This is a genomic window from Paraburkholderia sp. GAS333 (genome assembly GCF_050435665.1).
Lineage (GTDB): Bacteria > Pseudomonadota > Gammaproteobacteria > Burkholderiales > Burkholderiaceae > Paraburkholderia > Paraburkholderia fungorum_A.
In genome coordinates this window covers 579,773-603,567 of record NZ_JBNDKS010000004.1, presented here as the reverse complement: position 1 = coordinate 603,567, position 23,795 = coordinate 579,773, and the positions used below count along the sequence as shown (strand labels likewise).

Sequence of the window (23,795 nt, the reverse complement as noted above, 5' to 3'; positions counted from 1 at the left end):
GGAGACCCGCGATGCTACTGATCGAATGCCCATGGTGCGGGCCGCGCGCCGAAACCGAATTTTCCTGCGGCGGCGAAGCCGATATCGCCCGTCCGCTCGACACTGAAAAACTCTCCGACAAGGAATGGGGCGACTACCTGTTCATGCGTAAGAACCCGCGTGGCGTGCACCGCGAGCAATGGTTGCATACGCAGGGCTGCCGCCGCTGGTTCAAGGCGCAGCGCGATACGGTGAGCTATGAGATCCAGAGCTATGAGACGTTCGGACGTCCGTTGCTCTCGATGGATAACAACGAAGCCATTGCACAGGTTCAGCCACAAGAGGGCAAAGCATCATGAGCCAGAAAGAGCGACTCGCCAACGGTGGACGTATCAACCGCGCCATTGCGCTGAGCTTCACCTTCAACGGCGTCAAATATCAGGGTTATCCGGGCGACACGCTGGCGTCGGCGTTGCTCGCAAACGGGGTGCATTTCGTTGCGCGTAGCTGGAAATACCACCGCCCGCGCGGGATCGTCACGGCAGGCGTCGAAGAACCGAATGCCGTCGTGCAACTTGAAACGGGCGCCTACACGGTGCCGAATGCTCGCGCAACCGAAGTGGAGTTGTATCAGGGACTAGTGGCGACCAGCGTCAACGCGAAGCCGAGCATCGAGAAAGACCGTATGGCGATCAACCAGAAGATCGCACGCTTCATTCCTGCGGGCTTCTACTACAAGACCTTCATGTGGCCGCGTAAATTCTGGCCGAAATACGAAGAAGTGATTCGCGATGCCGCCGGTCTCGGCAAAGCACCGGAACAGACCGATGCGGATCGCTACGACAAGTGCTTCGCTCATTGCGACGTGCTCGTGGTCGGCGGCGGACCGACCGGCCTTGCGGCTGCGCATGCCGCTGCATTGTCCGGCGCGCGCGTGACGCTGGTCGACGATCAGCCGGAACTCGGCGGCTCGTTGCTGTCGTGCCGCGCGGAGATCGACGGCAAGCCCGCGCTGCAATGGGTACAAAAGATCGAAGACGAATTGCGGCAGATGCCCGACGTAAAGATTCTGTGCCGCAGCACGGCGTTCGGTTATCAGGATCACAACCTCGTCACGGTGACGCAGCGGCTCACCGAACACCTGCCCGTATCGCAACGTAAGGGCACGCGCGAACTGATGTGGAAAATCCGCGCGAAACGCGTGATTCTCGCGACCGGCGCGCATGAACGGCCCATCGTGTTCGGCAATAACGATCTGCCGGGCGTGATGCTGGCGTCGGCGGTGTCGACGTATCTGCATCGCTATGCCGTGTTGCCGGGGCGCAATGCCGTGGTCTTTACGAACAATGACGACGGCTATCAATGCGCGCTCGATCTGAAAGCAGCCGGCGCACAAGTGACGGTGATCGACCCGCGCGCGACGGAATCCAATGGAACCTTGCCTGCGCTCGCACGCCGTCACGGCATAAAAGTGATGAACGGTGCGGTGATTACAGCGGCCCATGGCAAATTGCGGGTCGCCTCGGTCGAAGTCGCGTCGTATTCCAGTGGACAGGTCGGTGCAAAACAGGGCGATGTGTCCTGCGATCTGCTCGCGATGTCGGGCGGCTGGAGTCCTGTGCTGCATCTGTTCGCGCAGTCGGGCGGCAAGGCGCATTGGCACGACGACAAAGCCTGTTTCGTGCCGGGCAAGGCGATGCAGCCGGAAACGAGCGTCGGTGCATGTTCGGGCGACTTCACGCTGGGCCAAGGCATCCGCTTTGCCGTCGATGCGGGCGTCGAAGCTGCACGCGCGGCGGGCTATATCGTCGCGCGGCCGAATCCGGTTCAGGTGGCCGAGATGACCGAAGCGAAGATGCAGCCGTTATGGCTGGTCGGCGGACGCGAACTGGCTACGCGCGGGCCGAAGCAATTCGTCGACTTCCAGAATGATGTATCGGCGGCCGATATCTTTCTCGCGGCGCGCGAAGGCTTCGAATCCGTCGAACACGTGAAGCGTTATACGGCGATGGGATTCGGCACCGATCAGGGCAAGCTCGGCAATATCAACGGCATGGCGATTCTCGCGCAGGCGCTCGGCAAAACGATTCCCGAAACCGGCACGACCACTTTCCGGCCGAACTATACGCCGGTAACGTTCGGTACTTTCGCGGGCCGCGAATTGGGCGAGTTTCTCGATCCCGTGCGCAAGACGGCCGTGCACGAATGGCATGTCGAAAACGGCGCGGCCTTCGAAGATGTCGGCAACTGGAAGCGGCCCTGGTATTACCCGAAAGCGGGCGAAGACATGCATGCGGCGGTCGCGCGCGAATCGCTCGCGGTGCGTGAGAGCGTTGGTATTCTCGACGCGTCGACGCTCGGCAAGATCGACATTCAAGGCCCAGATTCGGCAAAACTGCTCAACTGGGTCTATACGAATCCGTGGAGCAAGCTGGAGGTCGGCAAGTGCCGCTACGGTCTGATGCTCGACGAAAACGGCATGATTTTCGACGACGGCGTGACCGTGCGTCTCGCCGACCAGCACTACATGATGACCACCACCACGGGCGGCGCCGCGCGCGTGCTCACGTGGCTTGAACGCTGGTTGCAGACCGAATGGCCGGACATGCGCGTGCGTCTCGCGTCGGTCACCGATCACTGGGCCACGTTCGCGGTGGTCGGGCCGAACAGTCGCAAGGTATTGCAGAAAGTCTGCCACGACATCGACTTTGCAAATGCGGCGTTTCCGTTCATGAGTTATCGCGAGGGCACGATCGCGGGCGCGGCGTCGCGTGTGATGCGGATCAGCTTCTCGGGCGAACTCGCCTATGAAGTGAACGTGCCCGCGAACGTAGGGCGCGCGGTGTGGGAAGCATTGATGTCCGCCGGAGCCGAATTCGACATCACGCCGTACGGCACCGAAACGATGCACGTGCTGCGCGCGGAAAAAGGCTACATCATCGTCGGGCAAGATACGGATGGTTCGATGACGCCGTACGATCTCGGCATGGGCGGGCTCGTCGCGAAGTCGAAAGACTTTCTTGGCAAGCGATCATTGACACGTTCCGATACGGCGAAGGCGGGGCGCAAGCAGCTGGTCGGCCTGCTATCCGACGACCCATCATTTGTGATTCCCGAAGGCTCGCAGATCGTCGCTGGGCCGTTCCAGGGCGACACGGCGCCGATGCTCGGGCACGTCACGTCGAGCTATTACAGCCCGATCCTGAAGCGCTCGATTGCGATGGCGGTCGTCAAGGGCGGTCTCGACAAGATCGGCGAAACGGTCACGATTCCGCTCGCCAGCGGCAAACAGATTGCCGCCAAAGTCACCAGCTCGGTGTTCTATGACAGCGAAGGAGCACGTCAACATGTGGAATGAAACAGGCGGCACGGTGTCGATGGTGGATCGCGCTGTCGGCAAACAGACCGGCGTATGGCAGGAGTCGCCGCTGGTGGGCGCACACGCGCTGCTGAAAAAACATCAGGCAACGTCATCGGCGGCGTTCAGGTTAAGCGAGCGGCCGTTTCTGGAACTGGTGAATCTGCGCGGCGATACCCGCGACGCGGCGTTTATGCAGGCAGTGGAAAGTGTGATCGGTTGCCGGCCGCCCGAGAAAGCGAACACGTTTGCCCGTGGCAATGGGTACGACCTGCTGTGGCTCGGTCCTGACGAATGGCTGGTGCGCTCCGCCACCGCGCATGACGCGACTCGCGCCGCGCCGTTGCAGGCAAAATTCGGCGCCGTGTTTGCAGGGGTATTTGCGTCGGCGGTGGATGTCGGCAGCGGCTATACCGTGCTCGAAATCGGCGGCACGCGTGTGCGGGAAGTGCTGGCGCGCGGCTGTCCGCTGGACCTGCATCCCAAACTGTTCGGCGAAGGGCAGTGCGCGCAGAGCCACTATTTCAAGGCGTCGATGACGTTGCTGCCCACTGGCGCGGATAGTTTCGACATCATCGTACGCCGCAGTTTCGCCGACTACTTCGTCAAGATCATGCTCGATGCGGCTGAGCCGTTGATGCCGTAATTCGTGTCGTAACTCAAGTCGTAACGCCTTCAGCACCCCATGACGTCAACACGTCTAGCCACGACACGTCTGACCGAGCGTGCGTGTCACGAAGGCGATGCCGATGCCGCACTCGCGTTGCTCGATCAGAGCATCGTGTTGCGGCATCGTCGCATTGCGCTCATCCGTTATCTACTCGCGCAGCAACTCGGCGCGCCGCTTCAGGCGCGGCATCACCAATACGTCGAAGAGATCGCTGCGCATCTGAGCGCGGACACGCTCGCGCGTATTGCGGGCGCGGCGCGCGCGCGTCTGCGGCCATAGCATCCATTGGCTGATGACGGGACGCAGCAAACGACGCCCCCGTTCCATCCTGATGACGCATTTCTTCTATGTGGCCGATTTATGTCGGCGTCTACTGAAAACACTGGAAGCATTGATCGGAACACCCACGCGGCACGCGCCGCACTGACAAGGGGAACGCATGTCTACCGTTTTTCAGCCTCGCGCGAGTGCCGCCGCCCGACTCGAACGACTGCCGTTCTCCGGCTATCACCGAACCCTTTTCGTGATCATTGCGATCGCGTTCTTCTTCGATTCCGTCGACCTCGGCACGATGACCTTCGTACTCGGTTCGATCAAGACTGAGTTTCATCTGTCCACGGCGACGGCGGGCCTGGTCGCCAGTGCGAGTTTCTTCGGTATGGTGATCGGCGCGGCAATTGCGGGTCTGCTGGCGGATCGTTTCGGACGTCGGCCGGTTTTTCAGTGGAGCATGGTTTTATGGGGGCTTGCATCGTATCTGTGCTCGACAGCGCAGAGTGTTGAAGCGCTGATTTTCTATCGCGTGCTGCTCGGCTTCGGCATGGGGATGGAGTTTCCGATTGCGCAGACCTTGCTGTCCGAGTTTGTACCGGCCGCATCGCGCGGACGTCTGATCGCATTAATGGATGGCTTCTGGCCGCTGGGTTTCATCGCATCGGGCGTAGTGTCGTATTTCGTGTTGCCGGCTTTCGGCTGGCGTACCGAATTCGCGTTGCTCGCGATTCCCGCTGTATTCGTGCTGATAGTTCGCCGGGTTGTGCCCGAATCACCACGTTGGCTCGAACATCGCGGACGCCACGAAGAAGCGGACAAGATTCTCGCCGACATCGAATCGAAAGTGATGCGCGCAGAGGGGCTGAGCTGGTTGCGCGCACCGGCGGCGCTCGCCGAGCCGGTCACGGCCAAAGGCACGGGCGCGTTCCGCGAAATCTGGAGCGTTGCATACCGGCGTCGCACGATCATGGTGTGGACGCTGTGGTTTTTCGCGCTACTCGGCTTTTACGGGCTGACATCGTGGCTCGGCGCGTTGATGCAGCAGGCAGGCTTCGCGGTGACGAAATCCGTGCTGTACACCGTGCTGATTTCGCTCGGCGGCATTCCGGGCTTTATCTGCGCGGCGTGGCTGGTCGAACGCTGGGGGCGCAAGCCGACGTGTATCGCGTCGCTCGCGGGCAGTGCGGTCATGGCGTATGTGTACGGGCAGACCGCATTGCATGCGCAAACGCCGACGCTGTTGATCTGCGCGGGACTCGCGATGCAGTTCTTCCTGTTCGCGATGTGGGCCGTGCTTTACACCTACACGCCGGAGCTTTACGGAACCGGCGCACGCGCAACCGGCTCGGGCTTTGCATCGGCGATTGGCCGCGTGGGTTCGCTGATCGGACCTTACGTGGTGGGCGTCGTTCTGCCGATGTTCGGCCAGGGCGGCGTCTTCTCGCTCGGCGCGATGTGTTTTGTGATTGCCGCTGCGGCCGTGTGGATAATGGGAATCGAAACGCGAGGACTGGCACTCGAGACGCTGGTGTCGGAAGCGGTTGAAGCGGACCCGCAGGGGGGCTTGAGTCCGCTTCGGGAATAGTAGTCAGGCGTTGTCTTTGCGGATAAGAGAGTGCAGTCCGGCGACTGCACCTTTTGCTACCGGATCGAATCGTCCGCGAAATCAAGGCTTAATGTTCGCGCCTGGCAAGCTCCGTCAGGATCTGATGAGCTACATTCACGCGATCTTCAATGGGGAAGTTCTTGTTCGCGAGTATCACAATGCCGATATGTTTCGCTGGAACGAACGCTACATAGGCCCCGAATCCGTTGGTCGAGCCGGTCTTGTTGATCCACACGTCCTGGGTCGGCGCTTGCGGAGGCTTGATCTCGACAACCGGCGTCGCGTTGAAGGCCATAGCCGTGCCGTTGCCTTCCTGCAATGTCTTCAGTGCAACCGGATACGGGTACTGTTCCCATATCAAATCCTGAGTCAGTACGCCCGCCTTGAAATAGCCCGTGTGCGTAGCCGTCACCGCTTGCTGAAGTTTGCCGTCGAGACCGATTAGCTCCATGTTCTCCGCGACGAAGCGAAGCATATCGGCGGCAGTCGATTTGACGCCATAGGCTTCAGCGGATAAAACCCCCGGCGCTACACGAACCGGCGTGTCGTCCTTTTTATAGCCTTGCGCGTAGTCCGGCATTCTCGCTGGGGGCACGTCGATGTAGCTGTTCTTCATTCCCAACCCGGGAAACAGGCGCTGCTCCATCAACGCGGTGAAGTCCTGTCCCATGCTTTTTGCGGTGATCAGGCCGAGCGTACCAATGCCCGGGTTCGCGTAAGTCCGGTAAGTGCCGGGCGCATAGGTGGGTTTCCACGCGCTGAAATACTGCATTAATTGAGCGTTATCGTGGATATCGTCGGGAACCTGAAGCGGAAGTCCGCCCGGTGTGTGAGTACCGAGATTGAGAAGACTAACGTTGCCGAACGGCGTGTGTTCGAGTGCAGGCAAATACTTGCCGGTCATATCCGATAGAGACAGGTTACCGTTGACCTGCGCATAGGAAGCAAGCGTCGCTGTCAACGTTTTGCTGACCGAGCCGACTTCAAACAGCGTATCTCGCGTAACCGGCTTGCCGCTTGCTCTCGACGCGACGCCATAGTTGAACACATACGGCTTGCCTTCGGCGATCACGCCAATCGCCATGCCGGCAATATGATATTTCGCCATGACGGGCTGAATGGCGGCGTCTACTGCGGGCTTTATCCGCGCTTGCGTGTTATCGGCCGCACGGCTGGCGAGCGGAGCGGCGCACAGTGAAAACACAACGGTCGCGATAAGGCTGATCGCTTTTAACTTCATTTGCTGCGGTTCCTTTTGTTTGTCGGCGGGATGGCGAGGTTGCACTATCGGGCTTTTAAGCCGTGCCGACAATCGACTATATCTTGAGCGAGGGGAAAGAAAATCTTATGGGAAGAAGCAGGCAACGCACGCGCCGACGAACACGAATTTGTCGGTTCCGGCCAAACCCATGTCGCGTTCGCTGCGAGTGCTTTGTTCCGGCGGGCGCTACGCTCATTGGACGGCGTGCCGCGCAAAGCCTCGCATTATCCTGATTAGGCAACGCGCTCGGCAACGCCGCTCACAAGACATGGAGACAAGACAATGAGCAGCAATCGCGGCGTCGTGTATCTCGGGCAAGGCAAGGTGGAAGTGCAGTCGATCGACTATCCGAAGATGGTCGATCCACGCGGTCGTTCGATCGGCCACGGCGTGATCCTGAAAGTGGTCAGCACGAATATTTGCGGCTCCGATCAGCACATGGTGCGCGGCCGGACGACCGCCGAAGTCGGCCTGGTACTCGGCCACGAAATCACCGGCGAGGTGATCGAAACCGGCCGCGATGTCGAAACGCTGAAGGTCGGCGATCTCGTGTCGGTGCCATTCAATGTCGCGTGCGGACGCTGTCCAACCTGCAAGGCACAGCACACCGGCGTATGTCTGAACGTGAATCCGTCGCGAGCGGGCGGCGCATACGGCTACGTGGATATGGGCGGCTGGATCGGCGGCCAGGCCGAATACGTGATGGTCCCGTACGCGGATTTCAATCTGCTGAAATTCCCCGACCGCGCGCAGGCAATGGCGAAAATCCGTGACCTGACGTGTCTGTCCGATATTTTGCCGACCGGTTATCACGGCGCGGTGATGGCGGGCGTGAAGCCGGGCGCAACCGTCTATATCGCGGGCGCGGGGCCGGTGGGAATGGCCGCGGCTGCGTCCGCGAGATTGCTGGGTGCGGCCTGCACGATTGTCGGCGACATGAACGAGGCGCGGCTTGCGCACGCACGCAAGATGGGCTTCCAGACAATCGATCTGTCGAAAGACGCGACGCTCGGCGAGCAGATCGAACAGATTCTCGGCAAGCCCGAAGTGGATTGCGCGGTGGACTGCGTCGGCTTCGAGGCGCACGGCCACGGCAGCAGCGGCTCGCATGAAGAAGCACCGGCCACGGTTCTGAACTCGTTGATGGAAATCACGCGGGCCGCCGGGGCGATCGGCATTCCGGGCCTGTATGTGACCGACGACCCAGGCGCGACCGACGCCGCTGCGCGCAAAGGCAGCCTGAGCATTCGTTTCGGGCTAGGCTGGGCAAAGTCGCACTCGTTCCATACCGGCCAGACGCCGGTGATGAAGTACAACCATAATCTGATGCAGGCAATCTTGTGGGACCGCCTGCCGATTGCCGACATCGTCAACGTGACGGTCGTGTCGCTCGAAGAAGCGCCCGAAGGATATCGGCAATTCGACGGTGGCGCGCCGCGCAAGTTCGTGATCGATCCGCACGGGTTGTTGAAGGCGGCGTAACGGTTGCGTGTGTCAGGCCGCACAAGCAAAAACGCGTTGAACGGAGAACCGGTCAACGCGTTTTTGCCTTCAATCAGGAGCTGATCTGGCTCGACCCTCAAGCTGCCATCACAGGCACTGCAGAGAGAGAAGGCGCCTGCTTGCGCCGCTCGCGCGTCGGCGCCGTGCCGAACGCATCGCGATAGCTTTTCGAAAAGTGGCAAGCCGACTGAAAGCCGCAAGCCATCGTGATATGCATGATCGACATATCGGTTTGCAGTAGCAACTCACGCGCGCGCCGCAAGCGCAACGTCAGATAGTAATGCGTGGGCGTCATCCCCAGATGTTCGCGGAACAGCCGCTGCAATTGCCGTTGCGACATACCGGCAAGGCGCGCGAGTTCTTCGCGTGACAGCGGCTCTTCGATGTTGTTCTCCATCAGCGAGATCACTTCGAATAGCGACTTGTTGGCCGAACCGAGCCGTGCGACCAGTGGCATTTTCTGTTGCGCGCTGGTGTCGCGCACATGTTCGACGATGAACTGCTCGGCGATTTGCGTAACGCGTGCGGTGCCGACGCGCGGCGCGATCAGGTTCAGCATCATGTCGAGCGGCGCGACGCCGCCGGTGCAGGTGACGCGATCGCGGTCAATCACGAATAGCTCTTTCAGGAAGCGCGTTTCTGGAAATTCTTCCTTCAGCGCCGACATGTTTTCCCAATGAATCGCGCACGCATAACCGGCCAGCAGACCCGCGCGAGCCAGTGCGTAAGTGCCCGTGCACAGACTGCCGAGCACGCTGCCAAGGCGCGCGAAGCGGCGCAACGCGCTGAGGTGAGCGGGGCTGGTGGCACGCTGCACGTCGATCCCGCCGACGACGAAAACAATGTCCGGTTGGCCGACGCATTCCACCGGCCCGGTATCGACCGCGAGGCCATTGCTCGCGGTAACGGGTCCGCCCTCGGGACTCACGATCGACCAGCGATACAGCGTTTGTCCACTCAGATAGTTCGCCATGCGCAGAACTTCGATGGCATTCGTGAACGCGATCATCGTGAAGTTCGGGAGCGGCATGAACGCGAAGTGCGACAACGACGCCGTGCGATCGGTGGACATGGGGGAATTGATTCCTTCGAATCTGTTTATGTAGGTCGCCGTGGGGAGCAGCGACTCATTCAATTCTGAGGACTAGCGCAACTACCGTGCCATCAGGCTAAACCCTCGGTTGTTATAGAAAAGTGTTGGATAGCTAAACAACCGGCACCAGAACGGAGCCGGAGACGCGCAGCAGCGCACCCGAACAGCGCATCGGCGATCGGCCGCAGTGCAGCAAACGCACCCTGGTTTCAGGCACTCGTGGCGTCTTCGTAGGACGGCCACGCACACGCCGCCCACGCCGACTTGTCGAAAAAGGTCGCCTATGGCGGAAAAGGCAAAGAACGCGTCTGAATTCGTAAATTGGCGCGCAAGGCGAACGTCAAGAATAGACGCAATGCAGACCGGTCGCAGCAGCGAGCAAGCAGCGTGAAAGCGCCGCGCAGGCAGTGTCTTCCGGCCCTCCGTCAACGACTCCACGGAACCTCCATGTCGAACCCGAATCCTTTTTTCGAAGAATCGCTGGCCACGCGCGACACCGCGGTGCGCGGCGCAATTCTGAAAGAACTCGAGCGCCAGCAGTCGCAGGTCGAACTGATCGCGTCGGAAAACATCGTGTCGCGCGCGGTGCTCGAAGCGCAGGGTTCGGTGCTGACCAACAAATATGCAGAGGGTTATCCGGGCAAGCGCTACTACGGCGGTTGCGAATTCGCGGACGTGGTCGAAACGCTGGCCATCGATCGTATCAAGCAGCTGTTTAACGCGAAATTCGCCAACGTGCAGCCGCATTCCGGCGCGCAGGCGAACGGCGCGGTGATGCTGGCGCTGGTCAAACCCGGCGACACCGTGCTCGGCATGTCGCTCGATGCGGGCGGCCACCTCACTCACGGCGCGAAGCCCGCGATGTCGGGCAAGTGGTTCAACGCAGTGCAATACGGCGTAAATCGCGACACGATGCTGATCGATTACGTGCAGATCGAAGAGCTTGCGCAACAGCACAAACCCGCGCTGCTGATTGCGGGTTTCTCGGCGTATCCGCGAGAACTGGATTTTGCAAGGCTGCGCGCGATTGCCGACGGCGTTGGCGCGAAGCTGATGGTGGACATGGCGCACATCGCCGGGATTATTGCGGCCGGTCGTCATACGAATCCGGTCGACCATGCGCATGTGGTTACGTCGACCACGCACAAAACCTTGCGCGGTCCGCGTGGCGGCTTTGTCCTGACGAATGATGAGGACATCGCGAAGAAGATCAATTCGGCGGTGTTTCCCGGCTTGCAGGGCGGTCCGTTGATGCATGTGATAGCGGGCAAGGCGGTCGCGTTCGGCGAGGCACTGCAACCGGGTTTTAAAACCTATATCGACAACGTACTCGCCAACGCACAGGCACTCGGCGAAGTCCTGAAAGAAGGCGGCGTCGATCTCGTCACAGGCGGCACCGACAACCACCTGTTGCTGGTCGATCTGCGCCCCAAGGGGCTCAAGGGTAATCAGGTCGAGCAGGCGCTGGAACGTGCGGGCATCACCTGCAACAAGAACGGTATTCCCTTCGATACAGAAAAGCCCACGGTCACTTCCGGTATTCGTCTCGGCACGCCGGCTGGCACCACGCGCGGTTTCGGCGTGAGCGAATTTCGCGAGATCGGACGGCTGATCGTCGAAGTATTCGATTCGCTGCGCGACCACCCGGAAGGACATGCCGCCACAGAACAACGCGTGCGCCGCGAGATTTTCGCGCTGTGCGAACGCTTTCCCATTTACTGATCACGCGACTATTCCCTTACCCCGCACGCCTGGAGCAAACGATGAGTACTTTGCACGACAACAGCATCATCATCGACGGTCTGAACATTTCGAAGTTCGAGCGATCGGTATTCGAAGATATGCGCAAGGGCGGCGTGACCGCAGTGAATTGCACGGTGTCGGTTTGGGAGAGCTTTCAGAAGACCGTCGATAACATCGCGGAGATGAAGCAGCAGATCCGCGAATACGGTGAAATTCTCACGCTGGTGCGGACCACCGACGACATTTTTCGCGCGAAGAAAGAGAACAAGACCGGCATTATTTTCGGCTTCCAGAATGCGCATGCGTTCGAGGACAACCTCGGTTATATCGAGGCGTTCAAGGACCTCGGCGTGAACGTCGTGCAGCTTTGCTACAACACGCAGAACCTGGTGGGCACCGGTTGTTACGAGCGCGACGGCGGCCTGTCCGGTTACGGCCGGGAAGTGATTCAGGAGATGAACCGCGTCGGCATCATGGTCGATCTGTCGCACGTCGGCGGCAAGACTTCTTCTGAAGCGATTGCCGCTTCCAATAAACCCGTGTGCTATTCACATTGCTGCCCGTCAGGTTTGAAAGAGCATCCGCGCAATAAGAGCGACGAGCAATTGAAAGAGATTGCCGATGCAGGCGGCTTTGTCGGCGTGACGATGTTCGCGCCGTTCCTGAAGCGCGGCCCGGACGCGACCGTCGACGACTACATCGAAGCAATCGACTATGTGGTGAACCTGATCGGCGAAGACCAGGTGGGTATCGGTACCGATTTCACGCAAGGCTACAGCACCGAATTCTTCGACTGGATTACGCACGACAAGGGCCGTTATCGTCAATTGACGAACTTCGGCAAGGTCGTGAATCCGGAAGGCATCCGCACGATCGGCGAGTTTCCGAATTTGACTGCTGCGATGGAGCGCGCGGGATGGAGCGAGTCGCGCATCAAAAAGATCATGGGCGAAAACTGGGTGCGAGTGTTCGGTGAAGTCTGGAAGGTCTGATCTTTCCCCTGTCAAATCCGTTAAATAAAAAAGCGAGCCCCCACATGCAACCTCAATTGCCTATCGACGTCGATCCGGACACGGGCGTCTGGACCACCGACGCACTGCCGATGCTTTACGTGCCGCGTCACTTTTTCACCAACAACCATACCGCTGTCGAAGAGGCGCTCGGGCTCGATGCCTACGCTGAGATTCTTTACAAAGCGGGGTACAAGTCCGCGTATTTCTGGTGCGACAAGGAAGCCAAACAGCACGGTATTTCCGGCATGGCGGTATTCGAGCATTACCTGAACCGTCTGTCGCAACGCGGCTGGGGCATCTTCAGGATCGTCGAGTCCGATCCGTCGACCTCGCATGCGCGGATCGAATTGCACAACTCGTCATTCGTGCTGGCTCAGCCGGGCAAAGAGGGCAAGCTTTGCTACATGTTCGCTGGATGGTTCGCCGGGGCAATGGACTGGGTCAACGACACCGCGCCCGATGGCACACGCAAAGGTCCGCCGTCGCATTCGAAAGAAGCGCAATGCGCGGGCGAATGCCATCACCACTGCGTGTTCGAAGTATCGCCGCTCGCTTCATAACGGTGTCTCGTAGACCGCACGCAAACAGGCAAGCACGGCAGGCGCAATAAGCCTATTCATTCCGAGGTCGATCGCAATGCGTTACCCGAACCTTTTCAAGCCCCTCACGCTGAACAAGCTGACTTTGCGCAACCGCATTGTCAGCACCGCGCACGCGGAAGTCTATGCGGAACCCGGCGGCCTGCCCGGCGACCGTTATATCCGTTACTACGAAGAGAAGGCGAAGGGTGGCGTCGGACTTGCGGTATGCGGCGGGTCGAGTCCGGTATCGATCGACAGTCCGCAAGGGTGGTGGAAATCGGTGAATCTGTCGACCGACAAAATCATCGATCCACTTGCGCGGCTTGCCGAAGCAATGCATGCGCACGGCGCGAAAATCATGATTCAGGCGACGCATATGGGACGCCGTTCGGCGTTTCATGGCGAGCATTGGCCGCATCTGATGTCGCCTTCGGGCGTGCGCGAACCGGTGCATCGCGGCAACGCGAAGATTATCGAAGTCGAGGAGATTCACCGCATCATCGGCGACTTCGCTGCGGCGGCGAAACGGGTGAAAGATGCTGGCATGGATGGTGTCGAAATCTCGGCGGCGCATCAGCACCTGATCGATCAGTTCTGGAGCCCGCGCACGAATTTCCGTACCGACGAATGGGGTGGTTCGCTCGAAAACCGTCTGCGTTTCGGCACTGAAGTACTGAAGGCGGTACGTGAAGCGGTCGGTGCGGATTTCTGCATCGGCTTGCGGATGTGCGGCGACGAGTTTCACGAAGACGGGCTCGATCACGAACAGTTGAAGGAAATCGCGCAGGCCATGAGCGAGACCGGTCTGATCGATTACCTCGGCGTGATCGGCTCCGGTGCGGACACGCACAACACACTCGCCAACTGCATGCCGCCGATGGCGTTGCCGCCCGAGCCGTTCGTGCATCTCGCGGCCGGTATCAAGTCAGTCGTGAAGCTGCCGGTGATGCACGCGCAGAGTATTCGCGACGCAGGGCAGGCCGAGCGTCTGCTCGCCAGCGGCATGGTCGACCTGGTCGGCATGACGCGCGCGCAGATTGCCGATCCGCATATGGTGATCAAGATTCGCGACGGCCGCGAGGACGAAATCAAACAATGCGTCGGCGCAAACTATTGCATCGACCGTCAGTACAACGGACACGACGTGCTGTGTGTGCAGAACGCGGCGACATCGCGTGAAGCCACGATGCCGCACGTGATCGCGAAAACGCGCGGGCCGAAGCGAAAAGTCGTCGTGGTCGGCGCGGGGCCGGCCGGACTCGAAGCGGCGCGAGTGGCGAAGTCGCGCGGCCATGACGTGGTGCTGTTCGAGAAGAACGACTACGTGGGCGGCCAGATCATGCTTGCCGCCAAAGCGCCGCAGCGTGAACAGATGGCGGGCATCGTGCGCTGGTTCGACATGGAGACGAAGCGCCTCGGCGTCGATCGGCGTCTAGGTGTTGCCGCCGACGAAAAAGCCATCATGGCCGAGAAGCCCGACATCGTCGTGCTCGCTACCGGCGGTTCGTCGTTCACGTCGCAAGTTGCGGCGTGGGGCGTCGAAGACGGTCTCGCGGTGAGTTCGTGGGATGTGCTGTCGGGCAAGGTCGAACCCGGCAAGAACGTGCTCGTGTACGACGGCGTCAGCACGCATGCCGGTGCCGGTGTCGCCGATTTCATGTCGAGCCGTGGCTCGAACGTCGAGATCGTGACGCCCGACGTAAAAGTGGCGGACGACGTTGGCGGCACCACGTTCCCGATTTTTTACCGGCGTCTCTACGCGCAAGGCGTGATCCATACGCCGAATTACTGGCTCGACAAGGTCTACGAGGAAGACGGCAAGAAGATTGCCGTGATCCGCAACGAGTACACCGAGGAGCAGGAAGAGCGCGCGGTCGATCAGGTGGTGATCGAAAACGGCAGCACGCCGAACGACGCGCTTTACTGGACGCTCAAGCCGGAGTCGGTGAATCGCGGGCAGGTCGACGTGCACAAGCTGTTCGCGTCCGAGCCGCAACCGTCGCTTGACGAAGAACTCGGCAATGGCCGCTTCCTGCTGTTCCGCGTTGGCGACTGCATTTCCATGCACAACATTCACGGCGCGATTTACGACGCGCTGCGCCTTTGCAAGGATTTCTGACGATGAGCCCCGTGTTTGTCATCACCGTCCTGCTGTGGTTGTCGGTGGCCGGTCTCGCGTTCGCGGTCGCCAAACGCGCGGCTTACTGGCGCGAAGGCCGCGCGACTGCGGCAGGCGCTTACGGCTGGACCAATCTGCTCGCGATTCCGAAGCGCTATTTCGTCGATCTGCATCATGTCGTGGCGCGCGACCCGTACATTGCAAAGACGCACGTCGCCACGGCGGGCGGGGCGATTCTCGCGATGGCACTCGTATTCGTCAATTACGGCCTCGCTATCTATTCTCCGTGGCTCGACAGGCTGATCTTCCTGGCCGCACTTGTGATGCTGGTTGGCGCGGTTTTCGTGTGGCGTCGACGGCATGGGGCGAAGGCGGCTCCGGCGCGGCTGTCTCGCGGACCGTGGGACCATCTGCCGCTGTTGCTCGGTTCGTTTGCGCTCGGCCTCGCATTGTTTATCGTGCTGCCCGCCGCGGCGATGTCCGGTGCGCTCGCGATCATCGTTGCGTTGTTGATCGCGGTGGGCGCATTCACGATGACGTTTGGCGCGGCGCGCGGCGGTCCGATGAAACATGCGCTGGCCGGCCTGCTGCATCTTGCGTTTCATCCGCGTCAGGAGCGTTTTGCCGCGCGTCACGACAACGATGTGGTGCCGCCTACAGCGCTCAAGGCGCCGCTGCTCGATGCAAAGGAATACGGCGTCGGCAAGCCCGTGGAGTTTCGCTGGAACCAGTTGCTCAGTTTTGATGCGTGCGTGCAATGCGGCAAGTGCGAGGCGGCGTGTCCGGCGTTTGCCGCGGGTCAACCGCTCAATCCGAAGAAGCTGATTCAGGACCTCGTCACGGGGATGGTGGGCGGCACGGATGCCGATTACGCCGGCAGCCCGACGCCGGGTATTCCGCTCGGCAAGCATGCCGGCGCACCTGGAAAACCGCTGATTTCGAGCCTGATCGAAGCCGATACGCTGTGGTCCTGCACGACTTGCCGCGGTTGTGTGCAGGAGTGCCCGATGCTGATCGAGCATGTCGATGCGATCGTCGATATGCGCCGCAACCAGACGCTGGTCGAAGGCATCGTGCCGGGCAAGGGGCCGCTGACGCTCGCCAATCTGCGCGAAACGGGCAGCGCTAACGGCTATGACATTGGCGCGCGTTATGACTGGGCGGTCGATCTGCAAGTGCAGGTCGCGCAACCCGGGCGTCACGTCGACGTGCTGCTGATCGCAGGCGAAGGCGCGTTCGACATGCGCTATCAACGCACATTGCGCGCGCTGGTCAAAGTGCTGAACCGGGCGGGACTCGACTATGCGGTGCTCGGCGGCGTCGAAACCGATACCGGCGACACGGCCCGCCGTCTCGGTGACGAAGCCACGTTCCAGCAACTCGCGCACAAGCTGATCGGCACGTTGTCGCAATACTCGTTCAGCAGGATCGTCACGGCAGACCCGCACGTGCTGCATAGCCTGCGCAACGAATATCGCGCGCTGGGCGGCTTCTACGACGTTCAGCATCACACGGCGCTGATCGAACAACTGGTCGCGAGCGGCAAGCTGTCGCCGCGCGCCACGGCGGCATTCGCGGACCGCAAGATCACCTATCACGACCCGTGCTATCTGGGCCGCTATAACGGCGAGACCGAAGCGCCACGCCGGGTGCTGAAGAGTATCGGCATCAAGGTGATCGAAATGGAGCGCAACGGTATGCGCGGACGCTGCTGCGGAGGCGGAGGCGGCGCACCGCTGACGGACATTCCGGGCAAACGGCGCATTCCCGACATCCGTATCGACGATGCCCGCGCGAGCGGCGCTGACATCGTCGCGGTGGCTTGCCCGAATTGCACGGCGATGCTCGAAGGCGTGGTGGGGCCGCGTCCCGACGTGCTGGACGTTGCCGAACTGGTTGCTGCGGCGCTGGAGTAACGCGATGAATACGCTCAAAAGAATCGATCCGCGCAGGCCGTACACGGTGACGGCAGAGGGGCTCAAACGCATCACGCTGGGCGCGACGGGTGACGCGCTGGCTATGCAGTTCAACATGCCGGGTGGAGTTGTCGCGCATCATGAATCGGCCAGGCCGCGCCGCACGGCCGCTGCGCCGCAACGCGTAATGCTGGTAGCCGCACATGCCGACCGTGGCGCATTGGACGACCACGCACGTCAGACGCTGGCGGCCGCGGCCTTTATCGCCGATGCAGCGACGGAAATCGTGCTGCTCGTATTCGGCGAATTCACCGGCGACGCCGCCACGTCAGGAGCCGACAAACTGATCGAACTGCCGATGTTCGACCGCCGCCAATATGCGCCCGACGACGAATTGAATGCATTGGCCGCGTGCGTCGCGGCCTATGCGCCAGTGCATGTTTTTCTGCCAGACAACGCCACCGGCGACGGCGATCTGGGTCGCCGCTATGCCGCAGCCGCTAACGCAAGCATCGCAACCCACGTCGTAGAAATCGACGCGCAGCACGTCGCTGCTTATATCCACGCGAATACGGCGCTCGCTTCACGCAATCTACCGGACGTGGTGCTGCTCGCACCCAACGCGGTCGATCCGAAACTGCCGTTCGTCGGCGCAGGCGAACGTGTTGTGTGGCGCTTCGATAGCGCGACTATTTCGTCAAAAGGGGCCGTGCGCGATCTCGGTATCGAGGAAATCGACGCCGCGCAACTGGCGCTCGAAGAAGCGGATTTCATCGTGTCCGCAGGCAACGGCGTGAGCGACGTGCCTGCGTTCGAGAAGCTGGCGGGCACCTTGGGCGCGGCCATTGGCGCGAGCCGCGTCGCCGTCGACGACGGCAAATTCACCCGCGACAAGCAGATCGGCGCAACCGGCAAGACGGTCGAAGCGAGCGTGGTTATCGCGTTCGGCATTTCCGGCGCCGTGCAGCATCTGCAAGGGATCAAGGATTGCCGTCACGTGATTGCCGTGAATCTGGACGCCAGCGCGCCGATCGCGAAGCGCGCGAATCTGACCGTTATCGCGGATGCGCAGGAAACCATCGCGGCGCTCAACGAAGCGGCCGCAGCGGCGCGCAAGGCTCGTGGAACCGGCGCGGCCTTGCTCAATACGACGGCGGCTGCCGAAGGAGTGCTCGCATGAAGATCGCCGTTCTGGTGTCGGTGGGGCATCATCCGGTTAGCGGCGTTGCGCGCTATTGCCGCAACGATGCAGCGGCGCTGACCATCGCACTGTCGCTCGCAAAAGCGCACGACGCAACGCTCGACGTGCTGCATGCCGGCGATCCGTCGAATCCTGCGTTAAAGGAGTATCTGGCACTCGGCGCGCGCTCGGTCGACGTACTCGACCTGTCCGGCGAATCCGCTTCGCAGGCTGACGCCGCGACATGGCTTGCGGCGCGTCTGCGGGATTACGACCTTATTCTGACGGGCACTCGTGCAGAAGGCGCCTTCGACAGCGGTATGTTGCCGTATCGCGTCGCGCACGAGTTGGACATTCCGCTGGTGGGCGCAGCCGTCGACCTGAATGTGCGGGACGGACTCGCGCAAGTGCGGCAGTTCATGCCGAAGGGCTTGCGCCGTCGCGTGGAAGTCGAATTGCCCGCGCTGATAGCCGTGCATCCGCTCGCTAATGCCGCGCCGACTTACGCTTATGCAAGGTTGCGCGAAGGCACGATCCGCTCCGTTGCCGCGACTTCATCATTAAAAAACCCCGACCACCTCGCGTGGAGCGTCCGTCCCGCTACCGCAAAACCGGTGCGTCTCGCCGCCGCTGAAAAGCGCTCGGGCCACGCGCGGATGCTGTCGGCGACCACCACCGAGAGCCGGGGCGGCAGCGTCGTAATTGAAGGGAGTTCCGTCGAAAAAGCACAAGTGATTCTCGCGTATTTGCGCGAGCATCAACTCGTGGATTATTGAATTCCGGTTCGGGCCAGCGTGCGACCAGGAGGGCCTGGTGCAGCGCCAGACGTGACATGCAACGGAGCACACAATGAAAATTTCGGCAGACGTTCGCGCAATGATCGAACGCCGCAAAAAGAATTACACGCTGGAAGCGCCGTTCTATACGAGCGAAGATATTTTCGCGCTCGACATGGAAGCGATTTTCCGTCAGCACTGGATTCAGGTCGCAATAGAACCCGACGTGCCGGAACCGGGCGATTACATCACCGTGGAAATCGGCCGCGATTCGATTCTGATCGTGCGCGACGACGATATGCAGGTGCGCGCGTTTCACAATGTTTGCCGCCACCGTGGCGCGCGTTTGTGCAATAGCGACAAAGGCTCGCTCGGCAATATCGTCTGCCCGTATCACAGCTGGACCTATAACCTGAGCGGCGACCTGATGTTCGCCGAGCATATGGGTGAACAATTCGACCGCTGCAAACACAGCCTGAAGGCCGTGCATGTCGAGAATCTCGCCGGGCTGATTTTCATCTGTCTCGCCGACACACCGCCAGCTGACTTTTCTGTGATGCGCGCTGCCATGGAGCCGTATCTGCTGCCGCACGATCTGGCGAGTTGCAAGATCGCCGCGTCAATCGATATCGTCGAGGAGGGCAACTGGAAGCTCACGATGGAGAACAATCGCGAGTGCTATCACTGCGTCGCGAACCATCCAGAGCTGACCATTTCGCTGTATGAATACGGCTTCGGTTATCAGCGCACGCCCGCCAATGAAGAAGGCATGGCCGCGTTCGAAGAAACCGTCGCGCGTCGAACTGCGCAGTGGGAAGCGATGAACTTGCCGTCGGCGGAAATCGAACGGCTCGCCGATCTGGTCACGGGTTTTCGCACGCAACGCCTGCCGCTCGATCGCGACGGCGAGTCGCAGACGCTCGACGCGAAAGTGGCGTCGAAGAAGTTGCTCGGCGGCTTCGAGCAGGCCGATCTCGGCGGCCTGTCGTTCTGGACGCAGCCTAATTCGTGGCATCACTTCATGAGCGATCACATCGTCACGTTCTCGGTGATTCCGTTGTCCGCGGATAAAACGCTGGTGCGCACGAAATGGCTCGTGCACAAAGACGCGCGCGAAGGTATCGACTACGACGTCAACAATCTGACGGCCGTATGGCGCGCGACCAACGATCAGGACCGCGCGCTCGTCGAGTATTCACAACGTGGCGCAAGCAGCAGCGCGTATGAGCCGGGGCCGTATTCACCCTTTACCGAAGGGCTCGTTGAGAAGTTTTGCGAGTGGTACATCGGCCGGATGGCGGATTACGGCAATGCGCCGCAAACTCACGAGGCCGGCACGGGAACACCGGTTTCACACGGCGAAAAAGTCGTGTCCTTCAAGCGCTGAGCGCGACACCGCAACCAGGAGCTGAGAAAACAATGATGCGCGATCAGGCGACGTTTCAGCCCGGCGCCGGGCCGGTGCTACAGGGCGCGGCGAGTCTCGTTACCAGCCGTGTGACCCGGCCGCTGTTCTGGGACGCGCTGCCCGCGCGCTGGAATTGCGACGCCGACGACACGCTGGAGTGCTGCCAGGTCCGTGACGAAACGCATGACGTGAAGAGCTTTTTCTTCCGCGCGCCTTCCGAACGGGCGTTCGTGTTCGAGCCGGGGCAGTTCATTACGCTGGAGCTGGAGATCGACGGCGAGTCGATCAACCGCTGCTATACGATTTCGTCGCCGCCCACGCGGCCGCATACGATTTCGATCACGGTCAAGCGCGTGCCGGGCGGCAAGGTGTCGAACTGGCTGCACGACAATTTGCGAGCCGGTTCAACAGTTCGCGTGCTCGGGCCTTCCGGCGAATTCACCTGCGCGCGGCATCCGGCGCGCAAGTTTCTGTTTCTGTCGGCGGGTTCGGGCATTACGCCGTTGATGTCGATGAGCCGCGCGCATCACGAACTCGGTGAAGACAGCGACATCGTGTTCGTCCACAGCGCGCGCACGCCGGACGATATTATCTTCGCGCGCGAGCTTGATCTGATCGCGTCGAATCAGGCTCATTTTCGCACGGCCTTTGTTTGCGAGCGGGTCGGCGCGCGTACAAACTGGCCAGGTGTCACCGGTTTTCTGACGTTGCCGCTGTTAAAACTGATTGCGCCGGACTATATGGAGCGAGAGATCTTTTGCTGCGGGCCCGCACCGTATATGCAGGCCGTGCGCAATCTGCTGGGTGAGGGCGGGTTCGATCGCAATCATTATCACGAGGAAAGTTTCTCGTTCGAGACCGTCAGCGAAGTGGCCGCGCAATTGACCACCGCGCATGTCGCGGACGTGCTGCAATACGCGAGCGCGCCCGTCGCGGCGGAGAGTTTTGCCGAGGCGCGTGATGAGGCTCTGGGGTTTGCGCCTGAGCCAGCCTTGGCTCCAGTGCCGCTTGCTGTCGATGTCGAAGTCGAAGTCGAAACACGTTTCAAAGTCAGTTTCGCGAAAAGCAATCGCGAGATGGAATGCGGCAGCGGCCAGCATGTACTCGATGCCGCAAAGAAAGCAGGCGTGCGATTGCCCGCATCGTGTACGCAGGGCATGTGCGGCACGTGCAAGGTGAAGCTTGTGTCCGGCGAAGTGTCGATGAAACACGCGGGCGGCATTCGTCAGCGGGAGATCGATCAGGGCATGGTGCTGTTGTGCTGCAGCAAGCCGCTCACCGATCTCGTCGTCGATAAGTAAGACAAGACTCTGCAGTGAAAGCGCTCCAGATTCGTGAAGCAGGTCGCGCGCGGACAACTGGATGTCGCAAAACAACGCTACCCGGCATTTCTGGCTGGCGATTCTAAATGCTCAACAGGTTGTTTGACGGCGAACGGGAGAACGGCGATGAGACTGATGAAAACGATAGTGATGGCAAGCGCGTTGAGTGCGGCGCTCGCGGTGATGAGCGTGGGCGTGTCGGCCGATACGAAGCCGACCATCAAGATCGGTTACGTGGAAGGCTGGGACGATAGCGTCGCGACGTCCAACGTGGCCGCGCGCGTGATCGAAAAGCGCCTCGGTTACGAAGTGCAGCTCGTGCCGGTCGCGGCCGGCGTGATGTGGCAGGGCGTGGCGCGCGGCGACCTCGACGCGACATTGTCCGCGTGGCTGCCGGTCACGCACGGTGCGTACTGGAACAACTTCAAGGAGAAGGTGGTCGACCTCGGGCCAAACTTCAACGACGCGAAGATCGGCCTGATCGTACCGGATAACGCAGACGTGAAGACCGTCGGCGATCTCGAGGCGAAGAAGTCGGAGTTCGGCGCGCGCATTGTCGGTATCGACGCCGGTGCGGGCGTGATGCAGAAAACCAGCGAAGCGATCAAGGCTTACGGACTCGACTATCAGCTGATGCCGAGTTCGGGCAGCGCGATGACCGCTGAACTCGCGCGCTCGGAAGCGGCGAGCAAGCCGATCATCGTGACGGGCTGGAAGCCGCACTGGATGTTCGCGAAGTACAAGCTGAAATTCCTCGAAGATCCGAAGAAGGTGTTCGGCGAATCCGAGCATGTGGATAGCGTGGTGAATCCCGAGCTTGAAAAGAAAGCGCCGCCGGTCGTCGCGTTTCTCAAGAAGTTTCAGTGGAAGCCGGGCGAGATCGACAGCGTGATGCTGGCGACGCAGAACGGCGAGAAGCCGACCGCCGCCGCCGATGCGTGGATCAGCGCGCATGGTGACCGGGTGGATAGCTGGGTGAAGTGAGCCCGCTTTGCAGGTAACCGGTCTTCCGCATCATTGAAGCGGAAGTTCGCAGAAAACGCCGCTATTTCAGCGGCGTTTTTTTTATTGCAGCACCACAGTCCGATCGCCGTTGATAAAAACGCGCCGTTCGACAAACGCCTTCACCGCACGCGCGAGCGTAATGCATTCGACGTCACGTCCGGTCGCGAGCAGGCGTTCCGGGCTATACGAATGATCGACCCGTTCCACCACCTGCTCGATGATCGGCCCTTCGTCGAGATCGTCGGTGACGAAGTGCGCGGTGGCGCCGATCAGTTTGACCCCGCGCGTATGGGCCTGGTGATACGGTTTTGCACCCTTGAAGCCGGGCAAAAACGAATGGTGAATATTGATCGCACGCGCCGCAAGTGCGCGGCTCGTTTCGCCGGACAGAATCTGCATATAGCGCGCGAGAATCATTAATTCCGCGCCCGAACTGTCGAACAGATCGAGCAAGCGCGCTTCCTGTTGCGGCTTGGTGTCGGCGGTAATCGGCAGATGATGAAACGGTAGACCGTGCTGCTGCGCGAGCGGTTCGAGATCGCGATGATTCGAGCCGATGCCGACGATATCCATTTTCAGTTCGCCCATGCGCCAGCGGAACAGCAGATCAGCGAGACAGTGTTCGAGCTTCGAGACCATGATCAACACTTTCGGTCGCGCGCCGACATCGTGGATTGCCCAGGTCATCTGGAAGCGGTCGGCGATCGGTTCGAACTCGCGTTTGAGCGCGGCAAGTTGCAGCGTTTCGTCACGATCGACGCCATGAAATACGCAACGCACGAAGAAGCGTTCGCTGAGGTCGTCGTCGAAAACGGTGAGTTCGTCGATATAGCAGTGATGCCGGTCGAGAAAGCCGACTACGGCGGCAACCTGGCCCGCCGCGCTCGGACACGCGACGGTGAGGACCAGCTGGGCAGGACGGGAATCGGCGGACATGCGTTCTTCTCCACATAGACAGGATGCCAACGCCGCGGACGCGGCACGGATCA

19 protein-coding genes are annotated in these 23,795 nt (G+C 60.7%); 16 read left to right on the top strand and 3 right to left on the bottom strand.

The features are described from left to right. The first annotated feature begins 11 nt into the window (after positions 1–11). The 5 genes from ABH945_RS24630 to ABH945_RS24610 all read left to right on the top strand — a co-directional run bounded on the left by ABH945_RS24630 (position 12) and on the right by ABH945_RS24610 (position 5,865). Positions 12–338, top strand: a complete 327-nt coding sequence (locus tag ABH945_RS24630) for a sarcosine oxidase subunit delta (protein ID WP_074768398.1) — start codon at positions 12–14, stop codon at positions 336–338. Next, positions 335–3,337, top strand: coding sequence for a sarcosine oxidase subunit alpha family protein (locus ABH945_RS24625; RefSeq protein ID WP_429252240.1), 3,003 nt, complete (start codon positions 335–337; stop codon positions 3,335–3,337). Before ABH945_RS24630 ends, ABH945_RS24625 begins: the two co-directional genes overlap by 4 nt. Beyond that, positions 3,327–3,983, top strand: a complete 657-nt coding sequence (locus ABH945_RS24620; protein WP_074768402.1) for a sarcosine oxidase subunit gamma — start codon at positions 3,327–3,329, stop codon at positions 3,981–3,983. The genes ABH945_RS24625 and ABH945_RS24620 overlap by 11 nt, the downstream gene beginning before the upstream one ends. Before the next feature lie 39 nt (positions 3,984–4,022). Continuing rightward, positions 4,023–4,286, top strand: a complete 264-nt coding sequence (locus ABH945_RS24615; RefSeq protein WP_074768404.1) for a hypothetical protein — start codon at positions 4,023–4,025, stop codon at positions 4,284–4,286. 160 nt (positions 4,287–4,446) lie between these two features. Continuing rightward, positions 4,447–5,865 (top strand): MFS transporter, encoded by a 1,419-nt coding sequence (locus ABH945_RS24610; protein WP_429252239.1) that lies wholly within the window; start codon positions 4,447–4,449, stop codon positions 5,863–5,865. Between the two features lie 88 nt (positions 5,866–5,953). Here the strand turns inward: ABH945_RS24610 and ampC are convergent, their stop codons facing one another. Next, positions 5,954–7,126 carry a class C beta-lactamase gene (gene ampC / locus ABH945_RS24605; RefSeq protein ID WP_429252238.1) on the bottom strand — a complete coding sequence of 391 codons (1,173 nt, stop codon included), beginning with the start codon at positions 7,124–7,126 and terminating at the stop codon, positions 5,954–5,956. 303 nt (positions 7,127–7,429) lie between these two features. Here ampC and fdhA point away from each other — a divergent pair, with 303 nt between their 5' ends. Continuing rightward, on the top strand, positions 7,430–8,629 hold the full coding sequence (gene fdhA / locus ABH945_RS24600; protein WP_429252237.1) for a formaldehyde dehydrogenase, glutathione-independent: 1,200 nt from the start codon (positions 7,430–7,432) through the stop codon (positions 8,627–8,629). Between the two features lie 97 nt (positions 8,630–8,726). Here fdhA and ABH945_RS24595 read toward each other — a convergent pair whose 3' ends face one another. Then, positions 8,727–9,722 (bottom strand): GlxA family transcriptional regulator, encoded by a 996-nt coding sequence (locus tag ABH945_RS24595; protein ID WP_074768412.1) that lies wholly within the window; start codon positions 9,720–9,722, stop codon positions 8,727–8,729. Positions 9,723–10,190: 468 nt separating this feature from the next. Between ABH945_RS24595 and ABH945_RS24590 the strand changes: the two genes are divergently transcribed. From ABH945_RS24590 to ABH945_RS24545, 10 genes are all read left to right on the top strand, one after another. Then, complete coding sequence (locus tag ABH945_RS24590; protein ID WP_429252236.1) at positions 10,191–11,465, top strand: serine hydroxymethyltransferase; 1,275 nt, start codon at positions 10,191–10,193, stop codon at positions 11,463–11,465. A gap of 41 nt (positions 11,466–11,506) precedes the next feature. Continuing rightward, on the top strand, positions 11,507–12,478 hold the full coding sequence (locus ABH945_RS24585) for a dipeptidase (RefSeq protein ID WP_429252235.1): 972 nt from the start codon (positions 11,507–11,509) through the stop codon (positions 12,476–12,478). A gap of 44 nt (positions 12,479–12,522) precedes the next feature. After that, positions 12,523–13,059, top strand: coding sequence for a DUF5943 domain-containing protein (locus ABH945_RS24580; RefSeq protein WP_074768418.1), 537 nt, complete (start codon positions 12,523–12,525; stop codon positions 13,057–13,059). Between the two features lie 76 nt (positions 13,060–13,135). Beyond that, positions 13,136–15,199 carry an FAD-dependent oxidoreductase gene (locus ABH945_RS24575; protein WP_429252234.1) on the top strand — a complete coding sequence of 688 codons (2,064 nt, stop codon included), beginning with the start codon at positions 13,136–13,138 and terminating at the stop codon, positions 15,197–15,199. A gap of 2 nt (positions 15,200–15,201) precedes the next feature. Next, a complete protein-coding gene (locus ABH945_RS24570; RefSeq protein ID WP_429252233.1) occupies positions 15,202–17,115 on the top strand; it encodes a (Fe-S)-binding protein in 1,914 nt (637 codons plus the stop codon). A gap of 4 nt (positions 17,116–17,119) precedes the next feature. Further along, positions 17,120–18,295: an electron transfer flavoprotein subunit alpha/FixB family protein gene (locus ABH945_RS24565; RefSeq protein WP_429252232.1), complete on the top strand. Its 1,176-nt coding sequence runs from the start codon at positions 17,120–17,122 to the stop codon at positions 18,293–18,295. Further along, positions 18,292–19,071: an electron transfer flavoprotein subunit beta/FixA family protein gene (locus ABH945_RS24560; RefSeq protein WP_429252231.1), complete on the top strand. Its 780-nt coding sequence runs from the start codon at positions 18,292–18,294 to the stop codon at positions 19,069–19,071. Before ABH945_RS24565 ends, ABH945_RS24560 begins: the two co-directional genes overlap by 4 nt. A gap of 73 nt (positions 19,072–19,144) precedes the next feature. Further along, positions 19,145–20,458, top strand: coding sequence for an aromatic ring-hydroxylating oxygenase subunit alpha (locus tag ABH945_RS24555; protein ID WP_429252230.1), 1,314 nt, complete (start codon positions 19,145–19,147; stop codon positions 20,456–20,458). A 32-nt stretch (positions 20,459–20,490) separates the two neighbouring features. Beyond that, positions 20,491–21,780: an FAD-binding oxidoreductase gene (locus ABH945_RS24550; protein WP_429252229.1), complete on the top strand. Its 1,290-nt coding sequence runs from the start codon at positions 20,491–20,493 to the stop codon at positions 21,778–21,780. Between the two features lie 147 nt (positions 21,781–21,927). Then, the gene (locus ABH945_RS24545) at positions 21,928–22,785 is read left to right on the top strand and encodes a glycine betaine ABC transporter substrate-binding protein (RefSeq protein WP_074768432.1); all 858 of its coding nucleotides are present in this window, start codon (positions 21,928–21,930) and stop codon (positions 22,783–22,785) included. An 81-nt stretch (positions 22,786–22,866) separates the two neighbouring features. Here ABH945_RS24545 and purU read toward each other — a convergent pair whose 3' ends face one another. Next, complete coding sequence (gene purU / locus ABH945_RS24540) at positions 22,867–23,742, bottom strand: formyltetrahydrofolate deformylase (protein ID WP_429252228.1); 876 nt, start codon at positions 23,740–23,742, stop codon at positions 22,867–22,869. Positions 23,743–23,795 lie beyond the last annotated feature (53 nt).